The organism is Selenomonas timonae (genome assembly GCF_014250475.1).
In the GTDB taxonomy this organism is placed as follows: Bacteria; Bacillota; Negativicutes; order Selenomonadales; family Selenomonadaceae; genus Centipeda; species Centipeda timonae.
On the sequence record NZ_CP060204.1, the window covers coordinates 269,869 to 292,310 of the forward strand.

18 protein-coding genes, 3 tRNA genes, 3 rRNA genes and 1 riboswitch are annotated in these 22,442 nt (G+C 56.9%); of the genes, 4 read left to right on the forward strand and 20 right to left on the reverse strand.

The window, feature by feature from the left end:
* Positions 1–70: 70 nt before the first annotated feature.
* Positions 71–1,276, reverse strand: a complete 1,206-nt coding sequence (locus H1B31_RS01240; RefSeq protein ID WP_185980574.1) for a molybdopterin molybdotransferase MoeA — start codon at positions 1,274–1,276, stop codon at positions 71–73.
* A gap of 81 nt (positions 1,277–1,357) precedes the next feature.
* Positions 1,358–2,386, reverse strand: coding sequence for a molybdopterin-binding protein (locus H1B31_RS01245; protein WP_185980575.1), 1,029 nt, complete (start codon positions 2,384–2,386; stop codon positions 1,358–1,360).
* A 305-nt stretch (positions 2,387–2,691) separates the two neighbouring features.
* Here H1B31_RS01245 and moaC point away from each other — a divergent pair, with 305 nt between their 5' ends.
* The 4 genes from moaC (at position 2,692) to H1B31_RS01265 (ending at position 5,841) form a co-directional block, all read left to right on the forward strand.
* Positions 2,692–3,174 carry a cyclic pyranopterin monophosphate synthase MoaC gene (gene moaC / locus H1B31_RS01250; protein ID WP_185980576.1) on the forward strand — a complete coding sequence of 161 codons (483 nt, stop codon included), beginning with the start codon at positions 2,692–2,694 and terminating at the stop codon, positions 3,172–3,174.
* Between the two features lie 19 nt (positions 3,175–3,193).
* A riboswitch (molybdenum cofactor riboswitch) is annotated at positions 3,194–3,330 on the forward strand.
* Complete coding sequence (gene modA / locus H1B31_RS01255; protein WP_185980577.1) at positions 3,324–4,127, forward strand: molybdate ABC transporter substrate-binding protein; 804 nt, start codon at positions 3,324–3,326, stop codon at positions 4,125–4,127. It overlaps the preceding riboswitch by 7 nt.
* Positions 4,127–4,798, forward strand: a complete 672-nt coding sequence (modB, locus tag H1B31_RS01260; protein WP_009440030.1) for a molybdate ABC transporter permease subunit — start codon at positions 4,127–4,129, stop codon at positions 4,796–4,798. The genes modA and modB overlap by 1 nt, the downstream gene beginning before the upstream one ends.
* Positions 4,795–5,841 (forward strand): sulfate/molybdate ABC transporter ATP-binding protein, encoded by a 1,047-nt coding sequence (locus H1B31_RS01265; RefSeq protein ID WP_185980578.1) that lies wholly within the window; start codon positions 4,795–4,797, stop codon positions 5,839–5,841. Before modB ends, H1B31_RS01265 begins: the two co-directional genes overlap by 4 nt.
* Before the next feature lie 59 nt (positions 5,842–5,900).
* Here H1B31_RS01265 and H1B31_RS01270 read toward each other — a convergent pair whose 3' ends face one another.
* From H1B31_RS01270 to H1B31_RS01355, 18 genes are all read right to left on the reverse strand, one after another.
* Complete coding sequence (locus tag H1B31_RS01270; RefSeq protein ID WP_185980579.1) at positions 5,901–6,581, reverse strand: ABC transporter ATP-binding protein; 681 nt, start codon at positions 6,579–6,581, stop codon at positions 5,901–5,903.
* Positions 6,578–7,783 carry an ABC transporter permease gene (locus H1B31_RS01275; RefSeq protein WP_185980580.1) on the reverse strand — a complete coding sequence of 402 codons (1,206 nt, stop codon included), beginning with the start codon at positions 7,781–7,783 and terminating at the stop codon, positions 6,578–6,580. The genes H1B31_RS01270 and H1B31_RS01275 overlap by 4 nt, the downstream gene beginning before the upstream one ends.
* The gene (locus H1B31_RS01280) at positions 7,780–8,196 is read right to left on the reverse strand and encodes a DUF4418 family protein (RefSeq protein ID WP_185980581.1); all 417 of its coding nucleotides are present in this window, start codon (positions 8,194–8,196) and stop codon (positions 7,780–7,782) included. The genes H1B31_RS01275 and H1B31_RS01280 overlap by 4 nt, the downstream gene beginning before the upstream one ends.
* A 123-nt stretch (positions 8,197–8,319) precedes the next feature.
* A tRNA-Gln gene (locus H1B31_RS01285) sits at positions 8,320–8,395 on the reverse strand.
* Positions 8,396–8,474: 79 nt separating this feature from the next.
* Positions 8,475–9,872, reverse strand: coding sequence for a thioether cross-link-forming SCIFF peptide maturase (scfB, locus tag H1B31_RS01290; RefSeq protein ID WP_185980582.1), 1,398 nt, complete (start codon positions 9,870–9,872; stop codon positions 8,475–8,477).
* A gap of 210 nt (positions 9,873–10,082) precedes the next feature.
* Entirely contained in the window at positions 10,083–10,220 is a 138-nt protein-coding gene (gene scfA, locus H1B31_RS01295) for a six-cysteine ranthipeptide SCIFF (RefSeq protein WP_006691237.1), read from the reverse strand.
* Positions 10,221–10,274: 54 nt separating this feature from the next.
* Positions 10,275–11,570: a UDP-N-acetylglucosamine 1-carboxyvinyltransferase gene (gene murA, locus H1B31_RS01300; protein WP_185980583.1), complete on the reverse strand. Its 1,296-nt coding sequence runs from the start codon at positions 11,568–11,570 to the stop codon at positions 10,275–10,277.
* Positions 11,571–11,592: 22 nt separating this feature from the next.
* A complete protein-coding gene (locus tag H1B31_RS01305) occupies positions 11,593–13,530 on the reverse strand; it encodes a SpoIVB peptidase S55 domain-containing protein (protein WP_226372119.1) in 1,938 nt (645 codons plus the stop codon).
* Between the two features lie 165 nt (positions 13,531–13,695).
* A complete protein-coding gene (locus H1B31_RS01310; protein ID WP_009440040.1) occupies positions 13,696–15,036 on the reverse strand; it encodes an MFS transporter in 1,341 nt (446 codons plus the stop codon).
* Between the two features lie 136 nt (positions 15,037–15,172).
* Positions 15,173–15,448 carry a hypothetical protein gene (locus H1B31_RS01315; RefSeq protein ID WP_185980585.1) on the reverse strand — a complete coding sequence of 92 codons (276 nt, stop codon included), beginning with the start codon at positions 15,446–15,448 and terminating at the stop codon, positions 15,173–15,175.
* Positions 15,449–15,502: 54 nt separating this feature from the next.
* Positions 15,503–15,619, reverse strand: a 5S ribosomal RNA gene (gene rrf / locus H1B31_RS01320).
* 78 nt (positions 15,620–15,697) lie between these two features.
* Positions 15,698–18,633, reverse strand: a 23S ribosomal RNA gene (locus tag H1B31_RS01325).
* Between the two features lie 181 nt (positions 18,634–18,814).
* Positions 18,815–18,891: transfer RNA gene (locus tag H1B31_RS01330), tRNA-Ile, on the reverse strand.
* Between the two features lie 310 nt (positions 18,892–19,201).
* Positions 19,202–19,277 (reverse strand) — tRNA-Ala (locus H1B31_RS01335).
* 97 nt (positions 19,278–19,374) lie between these two features.
* A 16S ribosomal RNA gene (locus H1B31_RS01340) occupies positions 19,375–20,918 on the reverse strand.
* Together the 16S, 23S and 5S rRNA genes with 2 tRNA genes alongside form the textbook arrangement of a ribosomal RNA operon.
* Positions 20,919–21,219: 301 nt before the next feature.
* The gene (locus H1B31_RS01345; RefSeq protein ID WP_185980586.1) at positions 21,220–21,459 is read right to left on the reverse strand and encodes a pro-sigmaK processing inhibitor BofA family protein; all 240 of its coding nucleotides are present in this window, start codon (positions 21,457–21,459) and stop codon (positions 21,220–21,222) included.
* A 1-nt stretch (position 21,460) separates the two neighbouring features.
* Positions 21,461–22,057, reverse strand: coding sequence for a recombination mediator RecR (gene recR, locus H1B31_RS01350; RefSeq protein ID WP_185980587.1), 597 nt, complete (start codon positions 22,055–22,057; stop codon positions 21,461–21,463).
* A complete protein-coding gene (locus H1B31_RS01355) occupies positions 22,057–22,383 on the reverse strand; it encodes a YbaB/EbfC family nucleoid-associated protein (protein ID WP_009441643.1) in 327 nt (108 codons plus the stop codon). Before H1B31_RS01355 ends, recR begins: the two co-directional genes overlap by 1 nt.
* Positions 22,384–22,442 lie beyond the last annotated feature (59 nt).

The window sequence follows — 22,442 nt, forward strand, 5'->3', positions numbered from 1 at the left end:
GAACCCTAGTGGAGCAAACGGAGGAAAGCGTGCGACCGTTTGCGTAACTAAGCGTTCGCGCGGGAAGTCATCAGAGAATCACAACCTCTACCTCTGTCCCTGCCGCCAGCGGCTTCGTCCCCGCCGGCACATCCACGAACGCATCGCAGCCCGCCGCCGAAAAGAGTGACCCGGACTCATGCTGATCGGGCAGCGAGACGCGCCCGTCTGTCTCCATCCGCGCACGCAGGAAGCGACGTCCGAGGCATGCCTTGGGGAAGGCATCCGCGAGCACACCGCGCTGCCGCGCGGGCAGCACATCCGTCTGTCCCGCAAGGTACAGCAGCGCGGGCTTTGCCATCAGCTCGAACGTCGCAAACGCCGCGAACGGATTCCCCGAGAGTGCGATGCCGAGCATCTTCCCGCGCGTATAGGCAATCGCGGGCGCCCCCGGCTTCATGCAGACGCGCCAGAAGAGACGCTCCGCACCGAGCGCAGGCACAACACCGTGCATGATGTCCTTCTTGCCGACGGACACGCCGCCCGACGTAAGGAACACGTCCACCACATCCGCATAAGAAGCGATGACCTCTGCCGCTTTGTCAATATCATCCGGCACAGAGCCGACAACCGTCACCTCTGCGCCGAGCTCCTTCAGGCGCCCTGCGAGCAGGTAAAGGTTGCTGTTGTAGATCTTGCCGGGACGAAGAGACTCGCCCGGTTGGAGCAGTTCATTGCCCGTACTGGCGACAGCGACGCGCACGCGCCGACGGACAAGAACGTCGCCATAGCCCTCGCTCGCAAGTACGGCGAGATGCGCCGCGCGGATGCACTGCCCCTGACGAATGAGGACAGTTCCCTTCTTGATGTCCTCGCCCGCATAACAGTAGTTCTCGTACGGCTCAGACGTGAACGGAACGTGAATTTGCTCCCCGTCCTCACGTACATCCTCCTGCCGCACCACACAGTCGCAGCCCTTCGGAATCGCACCCCCTGTCATGATGCGGACGCATTCACCCGCGTCGACCGTGCCGGCGAAGAAATCTCCCGCGCACTCCTCCGCGATCACGCGCAGCGCGACCGGACGCTCTGCCGTCGCCGTGCGCGTACTCGATGCTGCAAAGGTATAGCCGTCGAGCGGCGAACGGTCGAACGGCGGATTGTCGAAACCCGCACGCAGCTCCTCCGCCGCGACACGTCCCACAGCATCCAGCAGGGGAACGCGTTCCGTTTCCGCAACCGGTGTCGCATGTGCAAGCAGCACCTCTACTGCCTGTTCGAGTTCGATGTCCTGCATCGTAGCCGTCCCCTCCCTGATGTTCATACACATATCTTTATATAAAATATTCGTCTCTATGTCTGTGCGAAATATTACATTTCACTTTCCGAACGGACACACGGGATAGTGGCACACCTTGCACTCCATGCAGAGTCCACCGATGCCGAGGCGCGTGATTTCGCGCCTCGTCCACTCACTGCCCGCAATCACGCGCGGCATAATGATATCAAAGATCGTTGCGGGCGAGTACATGACGCAGCCCGGCAGCCCCATGATCGGCACCTGCCGTCCATCCTTCTCATAGTAGGCAAGCAGAAACATTGCACCCGGCAGCACCGGTGCGCCGTACGTCACCACGCGTGCCCCCGTCGCACGAATCGCGGCGGGCGTACGATCATCAGGATCGACGCTCATGCCGCCCGTGCAGAGCACCATATCCATGCCGCAGTCAAGCAGCTCCTCAATCGCCGCGCGCGTGTGCTCCGTCCCGTCGTCCGAAAGGCGGTGTTCATCCACCCGCAGCCCGAACGCGCGCAGTTTGCTGTCAATGACGGGCGTAAAGGTGTCCTTGATGCGTCCGTGAAAGACCTCAGAGCCCGTCGTCACAACGCCGACCTTCATCTTTCGATAGGGAAGAATGCGCAGCAGCGGCTCGGAACCTGCCGTCTCACTCACCTTTTCCATAGTGCTCTTGTCAATGACGAGCGGAATCACGCGCATCCCTGCGAGCTTCGTCCCCGCCTTTACGGGATAGTGCTGCGCGATCGTCGCGATCATCACATCCGTGATGTCGTTCACCGCATTGAGTGCATCCTCGCGCACCTCGAACACGCCGTCCACCGTCGATGTCAGCTCAATCTTACCTTCCTTCGGCTCGCTCGCCGTCATGTATTCACTTTGGCAAAGATCTCGCAGAATCGCCGCCGCATCGTTCTCGTGCAGCATATTTTCGTCATCTTCCCAGACGTAAATATGCTCCTTACCGAGCCGCAGCAGCACCTCGACATCCTCGGCGCGAATCACATCGCCCTTGCGAAACCGCGCGCCCTTGCGCTCTCCGCGCACAATCTCCGTGATGTCGTGGCAGAGGATCATCCCCACGGCATCCTGAACACGAACCTCCCTCATCGCTTTTCTCCCCGCTCCATCGGTATGTATTTACGAAAACATACTGTATACAATACACATTTGTGATCAAACTCGAACGGTCTTCGCGACAAACTAATCTCTACTTAAAAACCATTCTCATTTATATATTCTTCTTATTGATTATAACACATAAAATAAATTTTCTCTATGATTTTTCGTAAATGAGAAAGGTTTTTTGCGCCCTTTGTCCCTCTTTTCTGTAACAGAAGATTGCGCGCAAACGATTGATTTTCAATGCGAGTTACGCTATGATTAAAACATTCGGTCAGAAAGGAGGAATACACATGCCGAACGCAGGACTGACGCACTTCGATGAGGGCGGCGCCGCGATCATGGTGGATGTCAGCAGCAAGGAGAAGTCGCACCGCGAGGCGATTGCAAGCGGACGCATCTATGTGAGCGATGCGGTCTATGCCGCCATCGAGGGAGGCACTGCGGCGAAGGGTGATGTACTCGGCGTTGCACGCATCGCAGGGATCATGGCGGCAAAGCGCACGTCGGACACCATCCCGCTCTGCCACCCGCTGCCGCTCGCCAAATGCACGCTCGACTTCGCGCTTGAGGAGATTCCGCGCCGCGCCGTACGTGCGACTGCGACTGTAAAGGTCACAGGCGAGACGGGGGTCGAGATGGAGGCACTGCACGCTGTGAGCGTTGCACTCCTCACAATCTACGATATGTGCAAGGCAATCGACAAGCGCATGGAGATCGGAGACATTCATCTCGAGCGCAAGTCCGGCGGCAAGAGCGGCACATTTGTCCGCTGATTCGGGGAAAGGTCAGCTTTTCCAACACACACTCCGAGCAAGGATTATCTAAGGCAAATTTGCTACGATGCCTTGCCTGACGGATTCCGTCACGGGGTACGACTTGGAAACGGTCGTGCCTACTCTATTTCGTAAAGGAGAATACAATCATGAAACTCAGGAACTTACTTACGGCGGGTCTCACCGCCATGGCACTCTTTACCGCCGGCTGCGTTGGCGGCGGCGACAGTGCGAACAAGATGAACACGCCGAAGGAGGGTCCCGTCGAACTGCAGGTCTCTGCGGCGGCGAGCCTCACGGACGCGATGAAGGAACTCAGCGGCATGTATGAGAAGGAGCACGGAAATACGAAGCTCGTCTTCAACTTCGGCAGCAGCGGTGCGCTTCAGCAGGCGATTGAGAACGGCGGAGCTGCCGATGTCTTCGTCTCTGCCGCACAGAAGCAGATGAATGCGCTCGACGAGAAGAAGCTCCTCGCGGACGGCACGCGCGTCGATCTCCTCATCAACGACGTGGTTCTCATCACGGCGAAGGACAGCAAGCTGAACCTGCCCGACTTCAAGGCGGTGCTTGACCCGCAGGTCGCACACATCGCACTCGGTGAGCCGAAGGGCGTGCCCGTCGGACAGTACAGCGAGGAAGTCTTTACGAAGCTCGGCATCCTCGACGATGTGAAGGCACGCGCCGTCTACGGCTCCGATGTCCGTCAGGTGCTCGCGTGGGTCGAGACGGGCGATGCGGACTGTGGCGTTGTCTACGCGACGGACGCAGCTGTCTCGGACAAGGTGAAGGTCACCGCCGTTGCCCCTGCCGATACGCACAAGCCCATCGTCTATCCCGCTGCCGTCCTCAAGGATGCGAAGAACATGAAGGAGGCAAAGGACTTCCTCGCGTTCCTTCAGACCGATGCCGCAAAGAAAGTCTTTGAGAAATACGGCTTCAAAGTGAAATAATGGCAGACGAAACACTATCCCCGCTCATCATCTCACTGGAGGTTGCGGGTCTTGCGACGGTCATCACCTTCTTCGTCGGCATCGCTCTTGCCTATGGTGTCCTGCAGATCCGCAGCCGCCTCGCGGGAACGATCGCCGACGCCGTGATTACCCTGCCGCTCGTCCTGCCGCCGACCGTCGTCGGATTCTTCCTCCTCTACTTTCTCGGGAAGCGCAGTGCCATCGGGAGTGCCCTGCTCTCCATCGACCTGCCGCTCGTCTTTACCTGGCGTGCGGCGGTCATCGCAGCGGTCATCGTGAGCCTCCCGCTCATGTACCGCACGGCACGCGGCACATTCGAGGCGATCGACCGCAATATGGTCCATGCGGCACAGACCCTCAGCGTCAGCAACTGGCGCATCTTCTGGCGTATCATTCTGCCGAATGCACGTCACGGCATCCTCGCGGGGCTCGTCCTCTCATTTGCCCGTGCGCTCGGCGAGTTCGGCGCGACCATCATGTTCGCGGGCAATATTCCGGGGCGTACGCAGACCATGTCCACCGCTATCTATGCGGCGGTACAGGCGAACGACTACGACCTCGCCTTTCGCTGGGCGATCATCATCTCCCTGTTCTCGCTCTTCTTTATCGGAGCGATGAACCTGTACCTCAAACGGGAGGTGCGTGAATGAAGCTCATCGTCAACATCGAAAAGCGCCTGCGCGACTTCACACTTGCGGCAAACTTTACCCTCACGGACACAACGCTCGCACTTCTCGGCGCATCGGGCAGCGGCAAGAGCATGACGCTCAAGTGCATTGCGGGGCTCGAGCGTCCCGACTGCGGACAGATCGTGCTGAACGGGCGCACACTCTACGACAGCGCGATGGGAATCAACCTCCCGCCGCAGGCGCGGAATGTCGGTTACCTCTTTCAGAACTACGCCCTCTTTCCGAACATGACCGTACGCGAGAACATCATCTTTGCGCTTGACGGCACGCGTGAGGAAAAGGAGAGTATCTTCAAAGAGAACGTCGCACGTTTCTCGCTGGAAGGGCTCGAAAATGCCTATCCCGCAAATCTCTCGGGCGGACAGCAGCAGCGCGTCGCCTTTGCGCGCATCCTCGCGCGCGGCGCGGACGTGCTACTCCTCGACGAGCCGCTCTCCGCGCTCGATACGCACCTAAAGTGGCAGATCGAGATCGCCCTGCGCGAGATCCTCGCCATGCAGGACATCTCGGCAATTCTCGTCACGCATGACCGCGATGAGGCGTTCCGCATCGCGCAGGAAATTGCAACTGTCGATCGCGGACAGCTTACGACGCCGATGGACAAGCACGAACTCTTCCGGAGTCCCGGCACGCGTGCCGCGACCACACTCACGGGCTGCAAGAACATCTCTGCCGCCCGCCGAGTGGACGAAACGCACGTCACGGCGACCGACTGGGGCATCACGCTCCGCGTCGCTGACGCGACGACGAACGTACGCCACATCGCCGTCCGCGCACACTATCTCGTACTGGCATCGGAAAGCGATGCGGATGCACTCCCTGCACGCATCGCCGAGGTCATCGAGAGCACCTTTACCTACATCGTCATGCTGCGCTTTGCAGATGGAGCGATGCCCATCCGCTGGGAAATCGACAAAGCAACGTGGCACCCACACGAAGCCGGCATCGGCGATACATTGCATTTCAACTTCCCCGTTGAGGAGCTTATGCTTCTAAGAGACTAGGAACACTCTAAAACGTAAAAATCCCGAACGATGACAAACTTGCCACCGTTCGGGATTTTCTATGCGATTTTGTCCAACTTCCCCGCCGTCATGGTATAGGCAGCGTCGGCATACGCCGCCGCCTCACGCTCGTGCGTGACGAGGAGGACGGCAGTGCCCGCGTCGGCAGTCTCACGCAGAAGAGAGAGGACGCTCCTCGTATTCTCCTCATCGAGGTCGCCCGTCGGCTCGTCCGCGAGGAGGATGCCCGATTGCGTCACGAGTGCCCGCGCAATCGTCACGCGCCTGAGCTCCCCGCCCGAGAGTTCCGACGGCGCGACCGACGCGAGCTTACGGATGCCGAGACGTTCCATCAGCACATCGGCACGCACGGCAGCAGTCTCCTGCTGCCCCGTCAGCAATGCGGGCAGCAGGATGTTCTCGCGCACCGTGAGCGCGGCGAGCGACATCAGACGCTGCGGAGCGATGCCGATGTGACAGCGGCGCAGCGCGTCGCGCTCCGCCTCGCCCAGTGCGTAGATATCCGTTTCATCGAGCAGGACGCGTCCCGTCACGGGCTTCATCAGTCCACCGAGGATATGGAGCAGCGTGCTCTTGCCGCTGCCCGAGTGTCCCATCACCGCCGTGAGCGTCCCCGCCGCAAGCGTGAAATCCGTCTCCGCGACCGCCGTAAAATAGCCGTCCTTTGCACTGTAGCGCAGGAAATCGCGGCTGATCTTCTCCGCACGAAGTTCCATCATCCATCCTCCCGCAGTACTGCACTGAGCTCGACGGAGCCAACGCACCGCACCGTCCACGCCGCCGACAGCATTCCCGAGAGCACCGTCGCCGCAAACGTGCCGAACGCAAGTGCGAGAATCACCCCGCCATCCGGCAGGAGATAGGGACGTGTCAGGCTCTCCTTCATCAGCCCCGCAAACGGCAGGACGACGGCAGCACCGACGAGGATGCCAAGGGCTGCGCCCGCCGCTGCAATCAGCCCCGCCTCCGTCAGCATCGTCCGCACGAGCAGTGTACGAGGTGCGCCCGCGATGCGCAGCATCGCAAATTCACGTCGCCGCTCATGCACGACCATGCGAAACGCAATGCCGAGGATGAGCACGGAGAGCAGCCAGATGATTCCGAGCAGCATCGAAATCGTTCCCGTTATGCCGCCGAGCCCCTGCTCCACATCGCGCACCATCCCATGCGCCGCGTGTGCCGAAAGCTGCGGATACATCTGGTTGACCGCCGCCGCAATCCCTTCGGGTGCGAAGCCGTCCGCCGCCCGAATAAGCACCGCCGATATAGCGTTTTCCGTTGGAATCCCGTGGAAATAATCGAACCCCGCCGCAGCGGCGTTCGCCATCATCGCACGCATCGTCTCCATATTCGTATAGACCGCCGTGTCCATCCCCGTCCCCGTCGGACTGAGCCGTCCGACGACACGACAGGGCGTGTTGTAGAACATCAGCATATGGTCTGCCGGCACGGAGATGCCGCTGCCAACGAGGATATCTCCGAAGCCGATCACACCGTCATAGCTCTCGCGCATCCACGGCTGGATCGTAAAATCCGTCGCGGGGTCAAAGCCGATCAGCTGCACCGCCACCGAGCAGCAGCCCGCATGCGCGGAGGCGAGGAAGAACTGCGGCGTTGCCTGTGCGACCCCCGAGAGCCCCCGCAGCTCATCAAGGTAGTGCTCCTCCATGTAGAAATGTGCGGGTACACCCTGCACAAGTACGCCCTCAAGCATGCCTGCCGCCTCTGCTTCACGCGGCAGGACAATAACATCCGCACCAAGCCGCTCCTGAAAACGCACGAGACCGTTTTGGAGACTGAGCAAGATGAGCGAGCCGCCAAAGAGGACGAGCGCGAGAATTGCCGCCACCGCACCGAGCGCGCACGCGCGCGCAGAGCTGTGCCGGCAGTTGCGGACAGCGAGAAAACGCGAAAACGTCACGCCTCTGCCCCCTTTCGATACACATAGATATCCGCCCCTGCGGTCATGATGTTTAGCAGAGAGAGCACCGTCACCGCCGGCTCCATCACCGTATGGCAGTGCATCGTCTCCATCATGCAGAGGTCAATGAGATGCTCCGGCACAGCAAATGCCAATACGGACACCGGAATCACGGCAAGTGAGAGACCAATCTTGACCTGTGCGCGCGGAATGACAAGGTGCATGACAGCGATTGCGAGCAGTGCCGCCGCAATCCCCATCAGTGCCTGCCCCGCCCAGTGGCACGTCATCCACGAGCCGTCGGGACGCGCCTCACAGGGCGCAAATACCGTCTGTATGCCGATAAAAAAGATAAGATTCAGCACGACCAGCAGGATGTCCGTAATGCCGCACCTGCGTTTCTTTTCATTCATGGTAACAACTCCTTCGATGAGATCAATCGTCTTCACATCGTAACAAAATTAAGAATAGTTTTCAATGATTTTTTCAACAAATACAAAAAGAGCCGCAAATAATTGCGGCTCCGAATTTACGAATGGCAGGGGTAGCTGGACTCGAACCAACGCATGCGGGATTCAGAATCCCGTGCCTTACCAACTTGGCGATACCCCTGTGTCACTCTCAGCAACATGGGCAATTATAGCGGATATGCCCCGCCTTGTCAAGGAAATTTTTAACGTTTACAAATAAATCACGCCCGCTTGCGCATTTCCTCCGGTGTCTCCTCCTCCGCCTCCTGTTCGAGCGCAAGCACCGCCTGCACGAGGATTGCACACTCGAGGCGCTTCTTCTGAATCTCGCAGCCCAACTCATACGGCTGGCGAATGTCTCCGTGAAAGAGATCGGCGTTCGCATGACAGCCGCCGCTACAATAGAACCGTGCCCAACAGTCACGGCAGAGAGGCTTGTTCAGCACGTGTGAGTTGCGGAAATACGTCGGCAGCTCCGTGTTCTCCACGCCCGTGAAGACCGAGCCGAGGCGGTACTCCTCGCGCCCCACAAACTGATGACAGGGGTAGAGGTCACCGTTCTCCGCCACGGCGTAGTATTCATGTCCCGCGCCGCAGCCCGCAAGGCGCTTCGCCACACACGGGCCGTGGTTGAGATCCATATTGAAGTGGAAGAAGAAGAACCCCTTCCCCGCGCGCACGCGGTTCAGATACGTCTCGGTCAGATGATCGTATTCGGCAAAGATACGCGGCAGATCTGCCTCCGTAAAGCCGAGAGGGCTGTCCTTCAGCACAACCGGCTCCATCGAGAGGATGTCGAAGCCCGCCTCGTTCATCGCGAGCACATCCTTCGTAAAGTCCAGATTCTCGCGCGTGTACGTCCCACGCAGATAGTAGTCGTTGCCGTTGCGCGCGTCCACGAGCTTCTTGAAGTTCTTCATGACAACATCATAGGAGCCGTTGCCGCGCACATCGGGGCGCATCGCATCGTGTACCTCGCGCCGCCCGTCCGAGGAGAGGACAACGGAGATGTTATTGTCATTCAGCCACGCAATATTCTTATCGGAAAGCAGCATCCCGTTCGTCGTGAGCGTCAGCTTGAACTCCTTGCCCGTCTCCTGCTCGCGCTTTCTGACGTACTCCGTGACCTCCTTCACCGTGCGTAGATTCATGAGCGGCTCCCCGCCGAAGAAGTCGATCTCGCAGTGCTTGCGCGGGCCGCATCCGTTGATGATGAAGTCCACCGACGCGCATCCGACCTCAGGGCTCATGATCGCCCGATGCCCGCCGTAGCTGCCGCCGTCGCCGAAGCAGTACTTGCAGCGCAGATTGCAGTCCTGCGCCACCATCAGGCAAAGCGACTTCACGAGCCCGCGCGACTTGAACGTCGGCGGCACGTTGATGTCGGGCGCAAAGAGTGCGCCCGCCGCCATCAGCTCGTGCAGTTCCCCACACGCCTCGCGCAGCTCACTCTCGGGATAACGCCCCGCAAGGCGCGCAATGACCGCCTCGTCATTTGTCCCATCGAAATCATCCATCATATCGTAGATCATCTCGTCAATCACATGGACAGCGCCGCTGTTCACATCGACGAGGATGTGCATATCGTTCTGCTTGAACTTATGCGTTCGGACTTTCATTCCTACTCCTTTATTTCATAAAATACACAGATATTCCGCAACGCAAAGCCTCCCCCGTGCGAGACGGGGGAGGGGCCTGTGCGCGGGACGTGTAGACCGCGAAGCGGTGGAAGGGGCGCTTTGAACGCGCATCACGAACAAAAGCATAAAGGGGCTGCTGCACGAATCAACAAGACTTCATGCAACAGCCCCGCAGCCGATTCCCCCGCCTTACTTCGCGCAGGGCTGGTTGCCCACCGTGCAGGAAGTCTTGCAGGCGGACTGGCAGGATGCCTGACACTCACCGCAGCCACCCGTGTAGAGCGTGGACTGCATCGTCGGCTTGTTGACCGTCTTGATGTGCTTCATGACTCATTCCTCCTCAATCGGTCTTCTTCACTGATTTTATCGCATAAATTCCATTTATGCAAGTGATTTTTCACACTCGTCCCAGATGCCCTCCGTACGGCGGATATCCGCGCCGAGTGCAACCAGTTTTGCCACGAGATCATCATAGCCGCGGTCGATATGGTGGATGTAGCCCACGCGCGTCTCACCGTCTGCAACGAGTCCCGCAAGCACCATCGCAGCGCCCGCGCGCAGATCCGTCGCACGCACAGCAGCCCCCGTCAGAGTGCGTCCGCCCTCGACGGTCGCCGTCCGCCCGTCCACGCGGATCGCAGCACCCATGCGCTGCAGCTCCTCAACGTGCATAAAGCGGTTCTCGAAGACCGTCTCCGTCACGACACTCGTCCCCTCAGCGACAGTGAGCATCGCCATGAACTGCGCCTGCATATCCGTTGGGAATCCGGGATAGGGCAGCGTCTTGAGGTCGATCGCCTTCATTTTCCCGTCCGCGCGTACGCGGATGCCCGCAATATCCTCCTCGATCTGCGCGCCCGCCTCCTTGAGCTTTGCCACAACGGGCTTGAGATGCTCGCTGATCGCATTCTCGATGAAGACATCGCCGCCCGTCATTGCCGCCGCGACCATGTACGTCCCCGCCTCGATGCGGTCGGGGATGATCGTGTAGTCCGCCGCCATCAGCCCAGGCACACCGTCGATCTTGATCTGATTCGTTCCCGCGCCGCGGATGTGTGCACCCATGACGTTCAGATAGTTCGCGAGGTCGACAATCTCCGGCTCGAGCGCCGGATTCTCGAGGATCGTCTGCCCCTCGGCACACGATGCCGCCATCATCACGTTCTCCGTCGCACCCACGCTCGGGAAATCAAAATAGATGCGCGCTCCCTTGAGCCCGTTCGGTGCAGAGGCGTGAATCGCCCCTTGCGTGATCTCGATCTGCGCGCCCAGCGCCTCAAATCCCTTGAGATGCAGGTCAATGGGACGCGTTCCGATCGCGCAGCCGCCGGGCAGCGAGATCTCCGCCCGCCCCTCACGGGCGAGCAGCGGTCCCATGATGAGAAACGATGCACGCATCTTGCGCACGAGCTCATAGGGTGCGGAGAGCGTTTCAATCCGCGTTGCATCGATCGTCAGCCGATGCTCTGCGGCAGAGTAATCCGCCTTTACCCCAAGCGAGCGCAGCACTGAGGAGATCGTATAGACATCCTCAAGCGCCGGCACATCGTCGAGCACGCTCACACCACGGCTGCCGAGGAGTGCCGCCGCAATGATCGGCAACACCGCATTCTTCGCCCCGCCGATCTTCACGCGGCCGCGCAGGGGATTGCCCCCATGAATGACCAGTTGTTCCATTCGCCGTTCCCCTCCTTGCGGCTTATTCCTCTACCTTGAGCGTCGCGTGTATCACGTTCTCAATCACATACGGCGCAAAGAATTTTTCCTTCTCTTCCCTCTTCTTCGGATCGGCCAGCAGCGTCACGCGCTTCTCAGGCTCTTCCTTCGCCGCGCGCGCCGACGCCTTTGCCGCCGCCTTCATGCGCTTCTTCATCTCCTTCTCGGAGGTCGGTGCGGGAGCCGCGCCGGGCGCAATGATGATCTCGTTGTTCTGTCCCTGTTCCGCCAGTTCACGCAGGCGATCACCCGTCGATTTGAATTTTTCTTCGTCATCGGGAACCGCAAGCCCCGCCTGCGCGAGCAGCATCAGCGGATTCACGGGCACAAAACCGCCGCCGCGAATATCCAGATTCAGCGTTCCCGCCGGCTGCGTCTTGGGCACCTTGTAGGGAATGGAGAGCGTCTCTTCCTCCCTCCGATAGGGACGGATCTTCGTTTGGAACGTCACCGTATCCCCCGGCTTCACCGTCATCTTGTCCGGCGTCGCCGAGACCAGCAGCGCCGTCTGCCGCTCGCCGTTCAGTTCCACATCCACATTGACATCGATGAGGTCGGACTCCTGCTCCGCATTCGTCACAATCAGATTCATCGCCTGCAGGAGTTCCGTCACGGCAACCTGCCCGACATCGGCCGGACTATAGTACATATTGCGGCGCTCGAACAGACCGCCCTCGTAGGCGTTCGTACGAATTGCAAAGCGGATGCGCGCGGTGCTGCTGCCGAGTGCATCCGACACACGGCTCATCGCTGCGTAGGCAACACTGCCCGAAAGAATCGGCAGGAAATCCTCGTCGTAGGCGATCTGTGCACCGAACGTCTCCTCCGTCCCAAGCGCATTGTCCTTTACGTGAATCTGCATGGGCACCGAGGTCGGGAATGTCCCGAGAACCCCTGCGATCCCCGTCTCGCGATCCTGATTCACACGCCCGATCACACTGCCGATGTTCGCAATCTTTACACCGTTGCTCTGCCCTGCAATCGTGCCGATGACATCCGCATCCGTCATGAAGTAGTTGACATTCCCCTTGTGCATAAAGGAGTGTCCGAACGCCAAGATCTTCTTGCCGTCGACTGCCGTCACCGTGCCCGTCGCACCGATGCTGAAATCGCCGTAGACGAGCGCCACACCGACGGGCTGACCTCCCGTGAGCGTCGCATCATAGCGTGTGTGCAGCTTGGAACTTGCGCCAAAACCGCCGAGCGGCAGGAAGGAGGCTCCATTCATTGGAAGGTTGTTCTGCAAATAGCGCAGCCCCGCAGCGTTAAATCCCTGCGTAAAGAAATATGCCTTCTCCTCCGCCGCATTTCCAGACTTGGCTTCCGTATCCTCGGAGGCGCTGTCCGTATGTGCGGCAGCAGAAGACTCCTCCGCTGCCGCAGACCTGTCGGAGTTCGTCGCAGTGTCCTCCGTCTTCTCCCCCTTCAGCACCGCGATCATATCGCGCCACTCTGCTTCGCGCTCTTCGCGTGACATCTTCTCAAATGCCTTTTCACGCTCGCGCAGACGGCGTTTTTCCTCCGCCTTCTTGCGCTCCTCGATCTCCTTCACAAGATCGACGGTCGCAATATTCGTCTGATTCTTCACATCCGGCATCGACCAGAGCGGTGTCATATCCTCGATCGGCGTGATGAAAAATGTATAGGGGCTCAGATCCTTCAGTCCCGCTGCGAGCGCACCAACCAGGCGATCGCCCACATAGATCGGACTTCCGCTCATCCCTTGGAGCACACCGCCGACATGCTCGATAAATTCACCGCTCGTCCGCGCCATAATCATACGCTGAGAGCCTTTTCCACCCTCCATCACGCCGAGGATCTCAATAGGGAACGTACGGATCTCACCGGACGTATCAAGCACCGTATATGCCGTTCCCTGCATGCCCGCCGTCACCTCACTGTATGGGAGAATTGGAGGCATTGCATGGGTTTCCGGTGTATAAAAATTTATTGTCAACGCAAAAAGAGACGCCGCTACAAGGCGTTTCAAAGAATGTCGCAAAATGTCACCTCAAAAAAATGTGCTACAATAGAGTCTATCTGCTCTATTGTAGCACAGTCAAGAAATTTTCGCTAGTTTTTTCCGTTAGCCCAGTGAATGCTCCAGCTCTTCAAGTGTCTGCTGCTTGCTCTCTCGCCCGAGAATGATAACTGCCCCTGAAATCAATGCAAAAACCGCTGCGAACATCATGAAGATACCGCTCATCGGAAAGGCATTCGCAAGCATCACACCGACGAGCATGGGGGCAATCATGCCGCCAATGCGGCCAAACCCCGCCGCCCAGCCGCTGCCGAGCGCTCGCATCGACGTCGGATACTGCTCCGGCGTATAGGTGTAGATAACGCCCCATGCACCGAGGTTGAAGAAACTCATCGCCGCACCCCAGACGAGGAGCGCCGTGACATCGCCCGCATTTCCGAAGAAATAGCTGCACACACCGCTCAGCAGGAGGAATAAGCCAAGTGTATAGCGGCGCCCGATCACATCCACCAGATACGCCGCCGCATAGTAGCCCGGCAGCTGGGCGAGCGTCATGATGAGCACATACTCGAACGTCTTGACAATCTCGAAGCCTTGCGCATACACAATCGACGGCAGCCACATAAAGATACCATAGTAGCTGAACACAATGCCGAACCACGCGAGCCAGAGCATCGTCGTACGGCGGCGCATCCCCTTCGCCCAGAGCGTCATAAAGCCCGGCGTTTCCACGCGCTCCGCCTCGACTCTGCCCGGTGCGAGCTGATCGAGGAACGGACGCTCCGGCAGCTTCAGCTGTCGCTCAATGTCGCGGATAATCGCCTTTGCCTCATCCACACGCCCCTTCGAGAGCAGATAGCGAATCGACTCCGGCATGTGCAGGCGCAGAAGGAAAACATAGAGGGCGGGCAGCGTACCAATGAGAAATGCCGCCTGCCAGCCAAGCGCAGGAATCAGGAGATAGGCAATGCACGCCGCTGCGAGCCACCCCAGTCCCCAAAAGCTCTCGAGCAGAACAATGAATCGTCCGCGCAGCTTCGCAGGTGCGTACTCGCTCATCAAGGTCGCCGCAACGGGCAGTTCTCCGCCAAGACCAAAGCCTACAAGGAAGCGGAACACAAGCAGCGACTCATAGCTCCACGCCACCGCGCACAGCCCTGTTGATATGCTATAAAGAAGAACCGTGATCGTAAACACCTGCTTGCGTCCAATGCGATCTGCAATCGTACCTGCAAGCACCGCACCAAGCGCCATGCCAATCAGTCCAATGGATCCGATCCATCCCACCTGCGCAGGTGTGAGACTCCACTCTCGCGCAAGCACAGGCAGGACGAACGCGATCAGTCCCGTATCCATCGCATCGAACAGCCACCCAAGTCCTGTCACAGCAAGCAGCTTGTACTGAAATCTGCCAAGCGGCAAATTCTCCAAGCGATCCAAAATCATAAAACAGCCTCCTTCATGGCGTGCAGTCGAGGAATCTCCCATAAGCTGAATAATCAGTGCTTCCTCATCTGTACCGCCGACCCATACAAAACTGTTCCTATTATAGTGTGAGCATAGTAAAAGTGCAAGAAGAATCTCACATCTTATCTTCCGATGTCTCCTTCTTTTCACTCATAAAAATACCATACCCCGTCATCGCAAATCCAAGTCCGACCAGAAAATACGCAGCTGTACTCGAAAAAACATCTTTTTTGTTATTTGCAGAAATTGCAGCTGCCGCCTCCTGTGGATTAGCTGCTTGCCGTGCAAGTTCCAGGTTTTCCTCCATCGGATCAGGAGAAATCGTGAGCATAAGATAGCCGATTCCAAAGAACAGAATGCCTGTTAGTACAACGATCCATTTCTTTTTCATATACACTCCTCCTATAATGACAAAAGACCCGTGAAATCTCACGAGTCTTTTGTTTTGCGGCAACTACCTACTCTCCCACGTCGTCTCCAACGAAGTACCCTCGGCCTTTGAACGCTTAACTACTGTGTTCGGAATGGGAACAGGTGGAACCGTTCAGGCATCATCACCGCATCTTCTTGAGTGTTGTCCACTCAAAACTTCACAGAAGAAACTTCCTTGCAAATGTATTGGGTAAAACTACCTTAGAATATAGTCAAGCCCTCGACCGATTAGTGCTGGTCAGCTGCACACATTGCTGTGCTTCCACACCCAGCCTATCTACCTTGTCTTCTTCAAGGGGTCTTACTTCCTTATAGGAATGAGATACTTCATCTCGGGACGGGCTTCACGCTTAGATGCTTTCAGCGTTTATCCCTTCCGGACGCAGCTACCCGGCCGTGCCCTTGGCAGGACAACCGGTACACCGTTGGTCCGTCCACTCCGGTCCTCTCGTACTAGGAGCAGCCTCCCTCATGTATCTTGCGCCCGCGATGGATATGGACCGAACTGTCTCACGACGTTCTGAACCCAGCTCACGTACCACTTTAATGGGCGAACAGCCCAACCCTTGGGACCTGCTTCAGCCCCAGGATGTGATGAGCCGACATCGAGGTGCCAAACCTCCCCGTCGATATGGACTCTTGGGAGAGATTAGCCTGTTATCCCCAGGGTAGCTTTTATCCGTTGAGCGATGGCAATTCCACTCTCTTTCCACCGGATCACTAAGCCCTACTTTCGTACCTGCTCGACCCGTCAGTCTCGCAGTCAAGCTCCCTTCTGCCGTTATGCTCTTCGCGGGGTTTCTGTCCGCGCTGAGGGAACCTTTGGACGCCTCCGTTGCTCTTTCGGAGGCGACCGCCCCAGTCAAACTGCCCGCCTGGTACTGTCCCGAACACGGTTAATGTTCCGGTTAGATCCTTAGCATATAAAGGCCGGTATCCCAACGGTGACTCCATCACATCTAGCGATATGACTTCCCAGTCTCCCGGCTATCCTGTACGTTATATGCCAAAGACCAATGCCAAGCTGCAGTAAAGCTCCATGGGGTCTTTCTGTCCAGTCGCGGGTAACCTGCATCTTCACAGGTATTTCAATTTCACCGGGTCCCTCGTTGAGACAGTGCCCAAATCGTTACGCCTTTCGTGCGGGTCGGAACTTACCCGACAAGGAATTTCGCTACCTTAGGACCGTTATAGTTACGGCCGCCGTTTACAGGGGCTTCAGTTCGCTGCTTCACCTCAGGGGCTAACAACTCTCCTTAACCTTCCTGCACCGGGCAGGCGTCAGCACCTATACTTCAGCTTGCGCTTTCGCAGGCACCTGTGTTTGTGGTAAACAGTCGCTTGGGCCTCTTTTCTGCCGCCGCCAACAGCTCCACTTGTAAAAAGCTTCACCATCAACGGCCATCCTTTTCCCGAAGTTACGGATGCATTTTGCCGAGTTCCTTAACGAGGGTTTTCCCGCGCACCTTAGGATTCTCTCCCCGCCTACCTGTGTCGGTTTTGGTACGGGCGGACGTCCTCTCGTTAGAAGCTTTTCTTGGCAGTGTAGTGCAGCTGAATTCAGATTGACCGTAGTCTTTCCTATCTATCGGTTCTCGGCCTTGCAGTATGGGGATTTGCCTCCATACGAGCCTACCGCCTTCGACGTGCTCTTCCATTCGCACGCTCAGCTTCCTTCCTGCGTCACTCCATCCTCAAACGAAGACGCCCGGTACTGGAATTTTCGCCAGTTGTCCATCGCCTATGCTTTTCGCCTCGGCTTAGGTCCCGACTAACCCCGGGACGACGAGCGTTGCCCGGGATACCTTAGGCTTTCGGTGGACAGGATTCTCACCTGTCGTTTCGCTACTCATACCGGCATTCTCACTTCCTGCTCGTCCAGCAGTCCTTCCGGTCTGCCTTCGTCCAAACAGGAACGCTCCCCTACCCAGTGTGTACCTTAGTACACCCTGCCGCGGCTTCGGTTCTGTGCTTTAGCCCCGGATATTTTCGGCGCAGGGCCTCTCGACCAGTGAGCTATTACGCACTCTTTTAATGGTGGCTGCTTCTGAGCCAACATCCTGGTTGTTTTCGAAGTCCTACATCCTTCTCCACTTAGCACAGCATTTGGGACCTTAGCCGGCGGTCTGGGCTGTTTCCCTCTTGAATACGGGTCTTATCACTCGCATTCTGACTCCCAGGCTGCCCATATGAGCCATTCGTAGTTTGACTGGGGTCGGTAGGCTTTACGCCCCCTTGCCCGATCAGTGCTCTACCGTCTCTATGGTTATTCGCCTGAGGCTAGCCCTAAAGCTATTTCGGGGAGAACCAGCTATCTCCACGTTCGATTGGCATTTCACCCCTATACACATCTCATCCCAACATTTTTCAACATGCACGGGTTCGGTCCTCCACTCATTTTTACCTGAGCTTCAACCTGGACATGTATAGATCACTGCGGTTTCGGGCCTAATCCATGCTACTTTTCGCCCTCTTAAGACTCGCTTTCGCTTCGGCTCCGCGTCTCCCGCTTAACCTCGCAGCATAAATTAACTCGCCGGTTCATTCTTCAATAGGCACGCCGTCGCACATGTAAAGTGCTCCGACTGTTTGTAGACATACGGTTTCAGGTTCTATTGCACTCCCCTCCCGGGGTTCTTTTCACCTTTCCCTCACGGTACTTTTCGCTATCGGTCGTTTCGATGTATTTAGCCTTGGATGGTGGTCCACCCTGCTTCCCACTGGGTTCCTCGTGCCCTGTGGTACTCTGGATCCCTGCCCGCTTTTCACTCTTTCGTGTACGAGGGTCTCACTCTCTTTGCCGCACCTTCCCAGATGCTTCCACTAAAGTGTCCGGTTTGTTGCAGGTCCGCAACCCCAAACAACCGAAGTCATTTGGTTTGGGCTCCTCCCGTTTCGCTCGCCGCTACTCAGGGAATCTCTTTGATTTCTTTTCCTCCGACTACTTAGATGTTTCAGTTCATCGGGTGTTTTCTCTCTACCTCGAAGGTAGAGTGACAAGACGTTACTCTTGCCGGGTTGCCCCATTCGGAAATCCATGAGTCAATGCTTACTTGCAGCTCGTCATGGCTTATCGCAGCTTATCGCGTCCTTCTTCGTTTCGAAACGCCTAGGCATCCGCCGTATGCCCTTATAAACTTGACTTACGTCTTTAAGTTTACTTAGGTATTTTCGCTTTATCCTAATTTGCTTGGGAAAATCTATTCTGTTACTTTCTGCCTTGCGGCAGAAGACCTCAGTGATGAGAAACTAGCGTACATGAGAACGTTTCGTTTCCCATTTTAGATTTTCTTGTTTCTTCTGTGCAGTTTTCAGTGAACAAAAATGGTGGGCCTAAGTAGACTTGAACTACTGACCTCACGCTTATCAGGCGTGCGCTCTAACCAGCTGAGCTATAGGCCCATAAGAGGCGCAAGAGCAAGATCTTTGCGTCTAACTGTGTCATTCGGTCAAACACTGCGGTCAACGTACCTTTCAGTACGCCTCCCTTGTGTTTTTCCTCATTCCTTGTTATACGCGAAAGCTTTTGCTTTGCTTAGTTCTACCTAACTAGGCGAGATTTTTGTGTATGGCTGTGTCATTCAGTCGAAGCCTGCGGTCGACGTACGTTTCAGTACGACTCCCTTGGATTCTCCTTCATTCCTTGCCCTACGCAAAACTTTCGCTTTGCTTAGTACAACCTATATCGGGTTACACCCGATAAGAAAAAAGATGGTGGAGACGAGGAGAATCGAACTCCTGACCCCCTGCTTGCAAGGCAGGTGCTCTCCCAGCTGAGCTACGCCCCCATTTTATGATGGATGTTACCCTCAAAACTAGACAATGCAAAACGTAGCCAAATGACCGACCTAAGATTGTGAACCGTTGGTTCATCTGAATCCTTAGAAAGGAGGTGATCCAGCCGCACCTTCCGATACGGCTACCTTGTTACGACTTCACCCCAGTCACCTTCCCCACCTTAGACGGCTGCGCCGGCTTCGGGTGTGAACGACTTCCGTGGTGTGACGGGCGGTGTGTACAAGACCCGGGAACGTATTCACCGCAGTATGCTGACCTGCGATTACTAGCGATTCCGACTTCATGCAGGCGAGTTGCAGCCTGCAATCCGAACTGGGAAACGGTTTTTGAGGTTCGCTTGCCCTCGCGGGTTCGCTGCTCTCTGTCCGTTCCATTGTAGTACGTGTGTAGCCCAGACCATAAGGGGCATGATGACTTGACGTCATCCCCGCCTTCCTCCGCGTTCTCCGCGGCAGTCTCCTTTGAGTGCCCACCTTTACGTGATGGCAACAAAGAACAGGGGTTGCGCTCGTTGCGGGACTTAACCCAACATCTCACGACACGAGCTGACGACAGCCATGCACCACCTGTTTTCCTGTCTCCGAAGAGAGGGTGCTATCTCTAGCACTTTCAGTCAATGTCAAGGCCTGGTAAGGTTCTTCGCGTTGCTTCGAATTAAACCACATACTCCACCGCTTGTGCGGGTCCCCGTCAATTCCTTTGAGTTTCAGTCTTGCGACCGTACTCCCCAGGCGGGATACTTATTGCGTTAACTCCGGCACGGTAGGGGTCGATACCTCCCACACCTAGTATCCATCGTTTACGGCCAGGACTACCGGGGTATCTAATCCCGTTCGCTCCCCTGGCTTTCGAGCCTCAGCGTCAGTTGCAGTCCAGAAAGCCGCCTTCGCCACTGGTGTTCCTCCCAATATCTACGCATTTCACCGCTACACTGGGAATTCCGCTTTCCTCTCCTGTACTCAAGACATGTAGTTTCTTTCCCATCACGGGGTTGAGCCCCGAACTTTTAAGAAAGACTTACATGCCCGCCTGCGCTCCCTTTACGCCCAATGATTCCGGACAACGCTCGCCACCTACGTATTACCGCGGCTGCTGGCACGTAGTTAGCCGTGGCTTCCTCGATAGGTACCGTCATTACAGAGCACTATTCGCACTCCGTACGTTCGTCCCCATCAACAGAGCTTTACGATCCGAAGACCTTCTTCACTCACGCGGCGTTGCTCCGTCAGGCTTGCGCCCATTGCGGAAGATTCCCCACTGCTGCCTCCCGTAGGAGTCTGGGCCGTGTCTCAGTCCCAATGTGGCCGTTCATCCTCTCAGACCGGCTACTGATCGTCGCCTTGGTGAGCCGTTACCTCACCAACTAGCTAATCAGACGCAGACCCATCGACAGGTGATAGCATATTCAGAGGCCATCTTTCACGCAGGAGAGATGCCTCTCCTCCGCTTCATTCGGTATTAGCATTCCTTTCGGAATGTTGTCCCCATCCTGTCGGCAGGTTGTCTACGTGTTACTCACCCGTTTGCCACTAGATTCTCTAAAAGCAAGCTTCTAAATCATCCCGTTCGACTTGCATGTGTTAAGCACGCCGCCAGCGTTCGTCCTGAGCCAGGATCAAACTCTCCGCTAAAGAAAGTGTTGCCACTTCTATCCGAGAGCCTGTTGGCTCAATATGTCATTCTTGTAAAAGAATTGTGTTCGTTGACCGAAGGTGTTTCCACCTTCACAACGATGTTGCATCTGGCTTGTTAGTTCAATTCTAACATGTTTTGCATTGTGTAGTTTTCAGGGTACATCCTGCGCCGCACAAGGCTTCAAGGTTCTTTCCAGTTCCTCGCGGCTCTCATCGGCGCGACTGTCACAATATAACACAGGAGGGTTCTTCTCGTCAACCCCTTTTTCAACTTTTTTCTCAAGTTTTTCGTAGGAGCTCACATCACATGTGCGATCAGCACGAGAATAACGCCGGGGATGCCGAGAACACCGACGATGAGCGCCTTGAGAAACGTGATCTCGATGCCGGCACCAAAGAGGTTGATGCCCCATAGAATGATGGCTCCGACAATGCTGTTCGTGATGAGTTTCCACAGAATGTGGAACGGCAGCGCGATCAGCTTTCCGAGAATCGCGAATATGATGATGCCGATGGCAATGCCTGCAATGATATCCACCCTAGATCTCCCTTCTGTTCTCCATGGCGCGCGCGAGCGTCACCTCGTCCGCATACTCGAGATCGCCGCCGACGGGCAGTCCGTGTGCAATGCGGGTAACGCGCACGCCCATGGGTTTCAGCAGCTTTGCAATATACATTGCGGTCGCCTCGCCCTCGACGTTCGGATTGGTCGCAACAATGACCTCCTGCACATCCGCCGTCCCGACGCGCGTGACAAGCTCGCGGATGCGGATGTCGTTCGGCCCCACGCCCTCGATTGGCGAGAGTGCGCCGTGCAGGACGTGATACACGCCGTTGTAGTCGTTCATGCGCTCCATCGCCGCCACGTCGGGCGGCTGCTCGACGACGCAGATTGTCCGATGGTCTCGGTTCTCCGCCGTGCAGATGGCGCACGGATCGTTGTCCGTGAGGTTGAAGCAGGTGGAGCAGAAGCCGATCTTCTCCTTTGCCTCAATAATTGCAGAGGCAAGCCGACGTGCCCGCTCCATATCCATATCGAGGACATGGTAGGCGAGGCGCGCCGCAGTCTTTGCCCCAATCCCCGGCAGCGCTCGAAACTGCTCCATGAGCTGCGTGAGCGGCGCAACCGTGTGCATCAGAGAAGTCCCGGCGGCAGTCCAAGCCCGCTCGTGAGCTTTCCCATCTCCTGCGCCATCATCTCATCAACCTTCTTCGTTGCTTCATTAAACGCCGCCGAAATGAGATCCTGCAGCATCTCGATGTCCTCGGGATCGACTGCAGCAGGTGCAATGACGAGACTCTGCACCTGCTTCTCGCCATCCATGACGATCTTCACCGCGCCGCCACCCGAGGAGACCTCAACTGTCTTGCGCTTGAGCTCGTCCTGCATCTTCTTCATCTCATTCTGCATCTTCTGAACTTTTTTCATCATGCCGGCCATATTGCCGCCGCCGTTAAACATAGTAACTCTCCTTTATTGTAGAAATGATATGCCTAGCCTAACAAAATCTGCTCATAACG

Excerpts from the sequence above, each read along its gene's own strand:
- scfA (WP_006691237.1), bottom strand. The coding sequence starts at position 10,220 with ATGAAGCACATCAAGACGGTCAACAAGCCGACGATGCAGTCCACGCTC.
- H1B31_RS01280 (WP_185980581.1), bottom strand. The coding sequence starts at position 8,196 with ATGAATGAAAAGAAACGCAGGTGCGGCATTACGGACATCCTGCTGGTC.
- H1B31_RS01245 (WP_185980575.1), bottom strand. The coding sequence starts at position 2,386 with ATGAGGGAGGTTCGTGTTCAGGATGCCGTGGGGATGATCCTCTGCCAC.
- scfB (WP_185980582.1), bottom strand. The coding sequence starts at position 9,872 with ATGAAAGTCCGAACGCATAAGTTCAAGCAGAACGATATGCACATCCTC.
- H1B31_RS01240 (WP_185980574.1), bottom strand. The coding sequence starts at position 1,276 with ATGCAGGACATCGAACTCGAACAGGCAGTAGAGGTGCTGCTTGCACAT.
- H1B31_RS01270 (WP_185980579.1), bottom strand. The coding sequence starts at position 6,581 with ATGATGGAACTTCGTGCGGAGAAGATCAGCCGCGATTTCCTGCGCTAC.
- H1B31_RS01310 (WP_009440040.1), bottom strand. The coding sequence starts at position 15,036 with ATGATTTTGGATCGCTTGGAGAATTTGCCGCTTGGCAGATTTCAGTAC.
- moaC (WP_185980576.1), top strand. The coding sequence starts at position 2,692 with ATGCCGAACGCAGGACTGACGCACTTCGATGAGGGCGGCGCCGCGATC.
- recR (WP_185980587.1), bottom strand. The coding sequence starts at position 22,057 with ATGCACACGGTTGCGCCGCTCACGCAGCTCATGGAGCAGTTTCGAGCG.
- modA (WP_185980577.1), top strand. The coding sequence starts at position 3,324 with ATGAAACTCAGGAACTTACTTACGGCGGGTCTCACCGCCATGGCACTC.
- modB (WP_009440030.1), top strand. The coding sequence starts at position 4,127 with ATGGCAGACGAAACACTATCCCCGCTCATCATCTCACTGGAGGTTGCG.
- murA (WP_185980583.1), bottom strand. The coding sequence starts at position 11,570 with ATGGAACAACTGGTCATTCATGGGGGCAATCCCCTGCGCGGCCGCGTG.
- H1B31_RS01265 (WP_185980578.1), top strand. The coding sequence starts at position 4,795 with ATGAAGCTCATCGTCAACATCGAAAAGCGCCTGCGCGACTTCACACTT.
- H1B31_RS01315 (WP_185980585.1), bottom strand. The coding sequence starts at position 15,448 with ATGAAAAAGAAATGGATCGTTGTACTAACAGGCATTCTGTTCTTTGGA.
- H1B31_RS01355 (WP_009441643.1), bottom strand. The coding sequence starts at position 22,383 with ATGTTTAACGGCGGCGGCAATATGGCCGGCATGATGAAAAAAGTTCAG.
- H1B31_RS01305 (WP_226372119.1), bottom strand. The coding sequence starts at position 13,530 with ATGCCTCCAATTCTCCCATACAGTGAGGTGACGGCGGGCATGCAGGGA.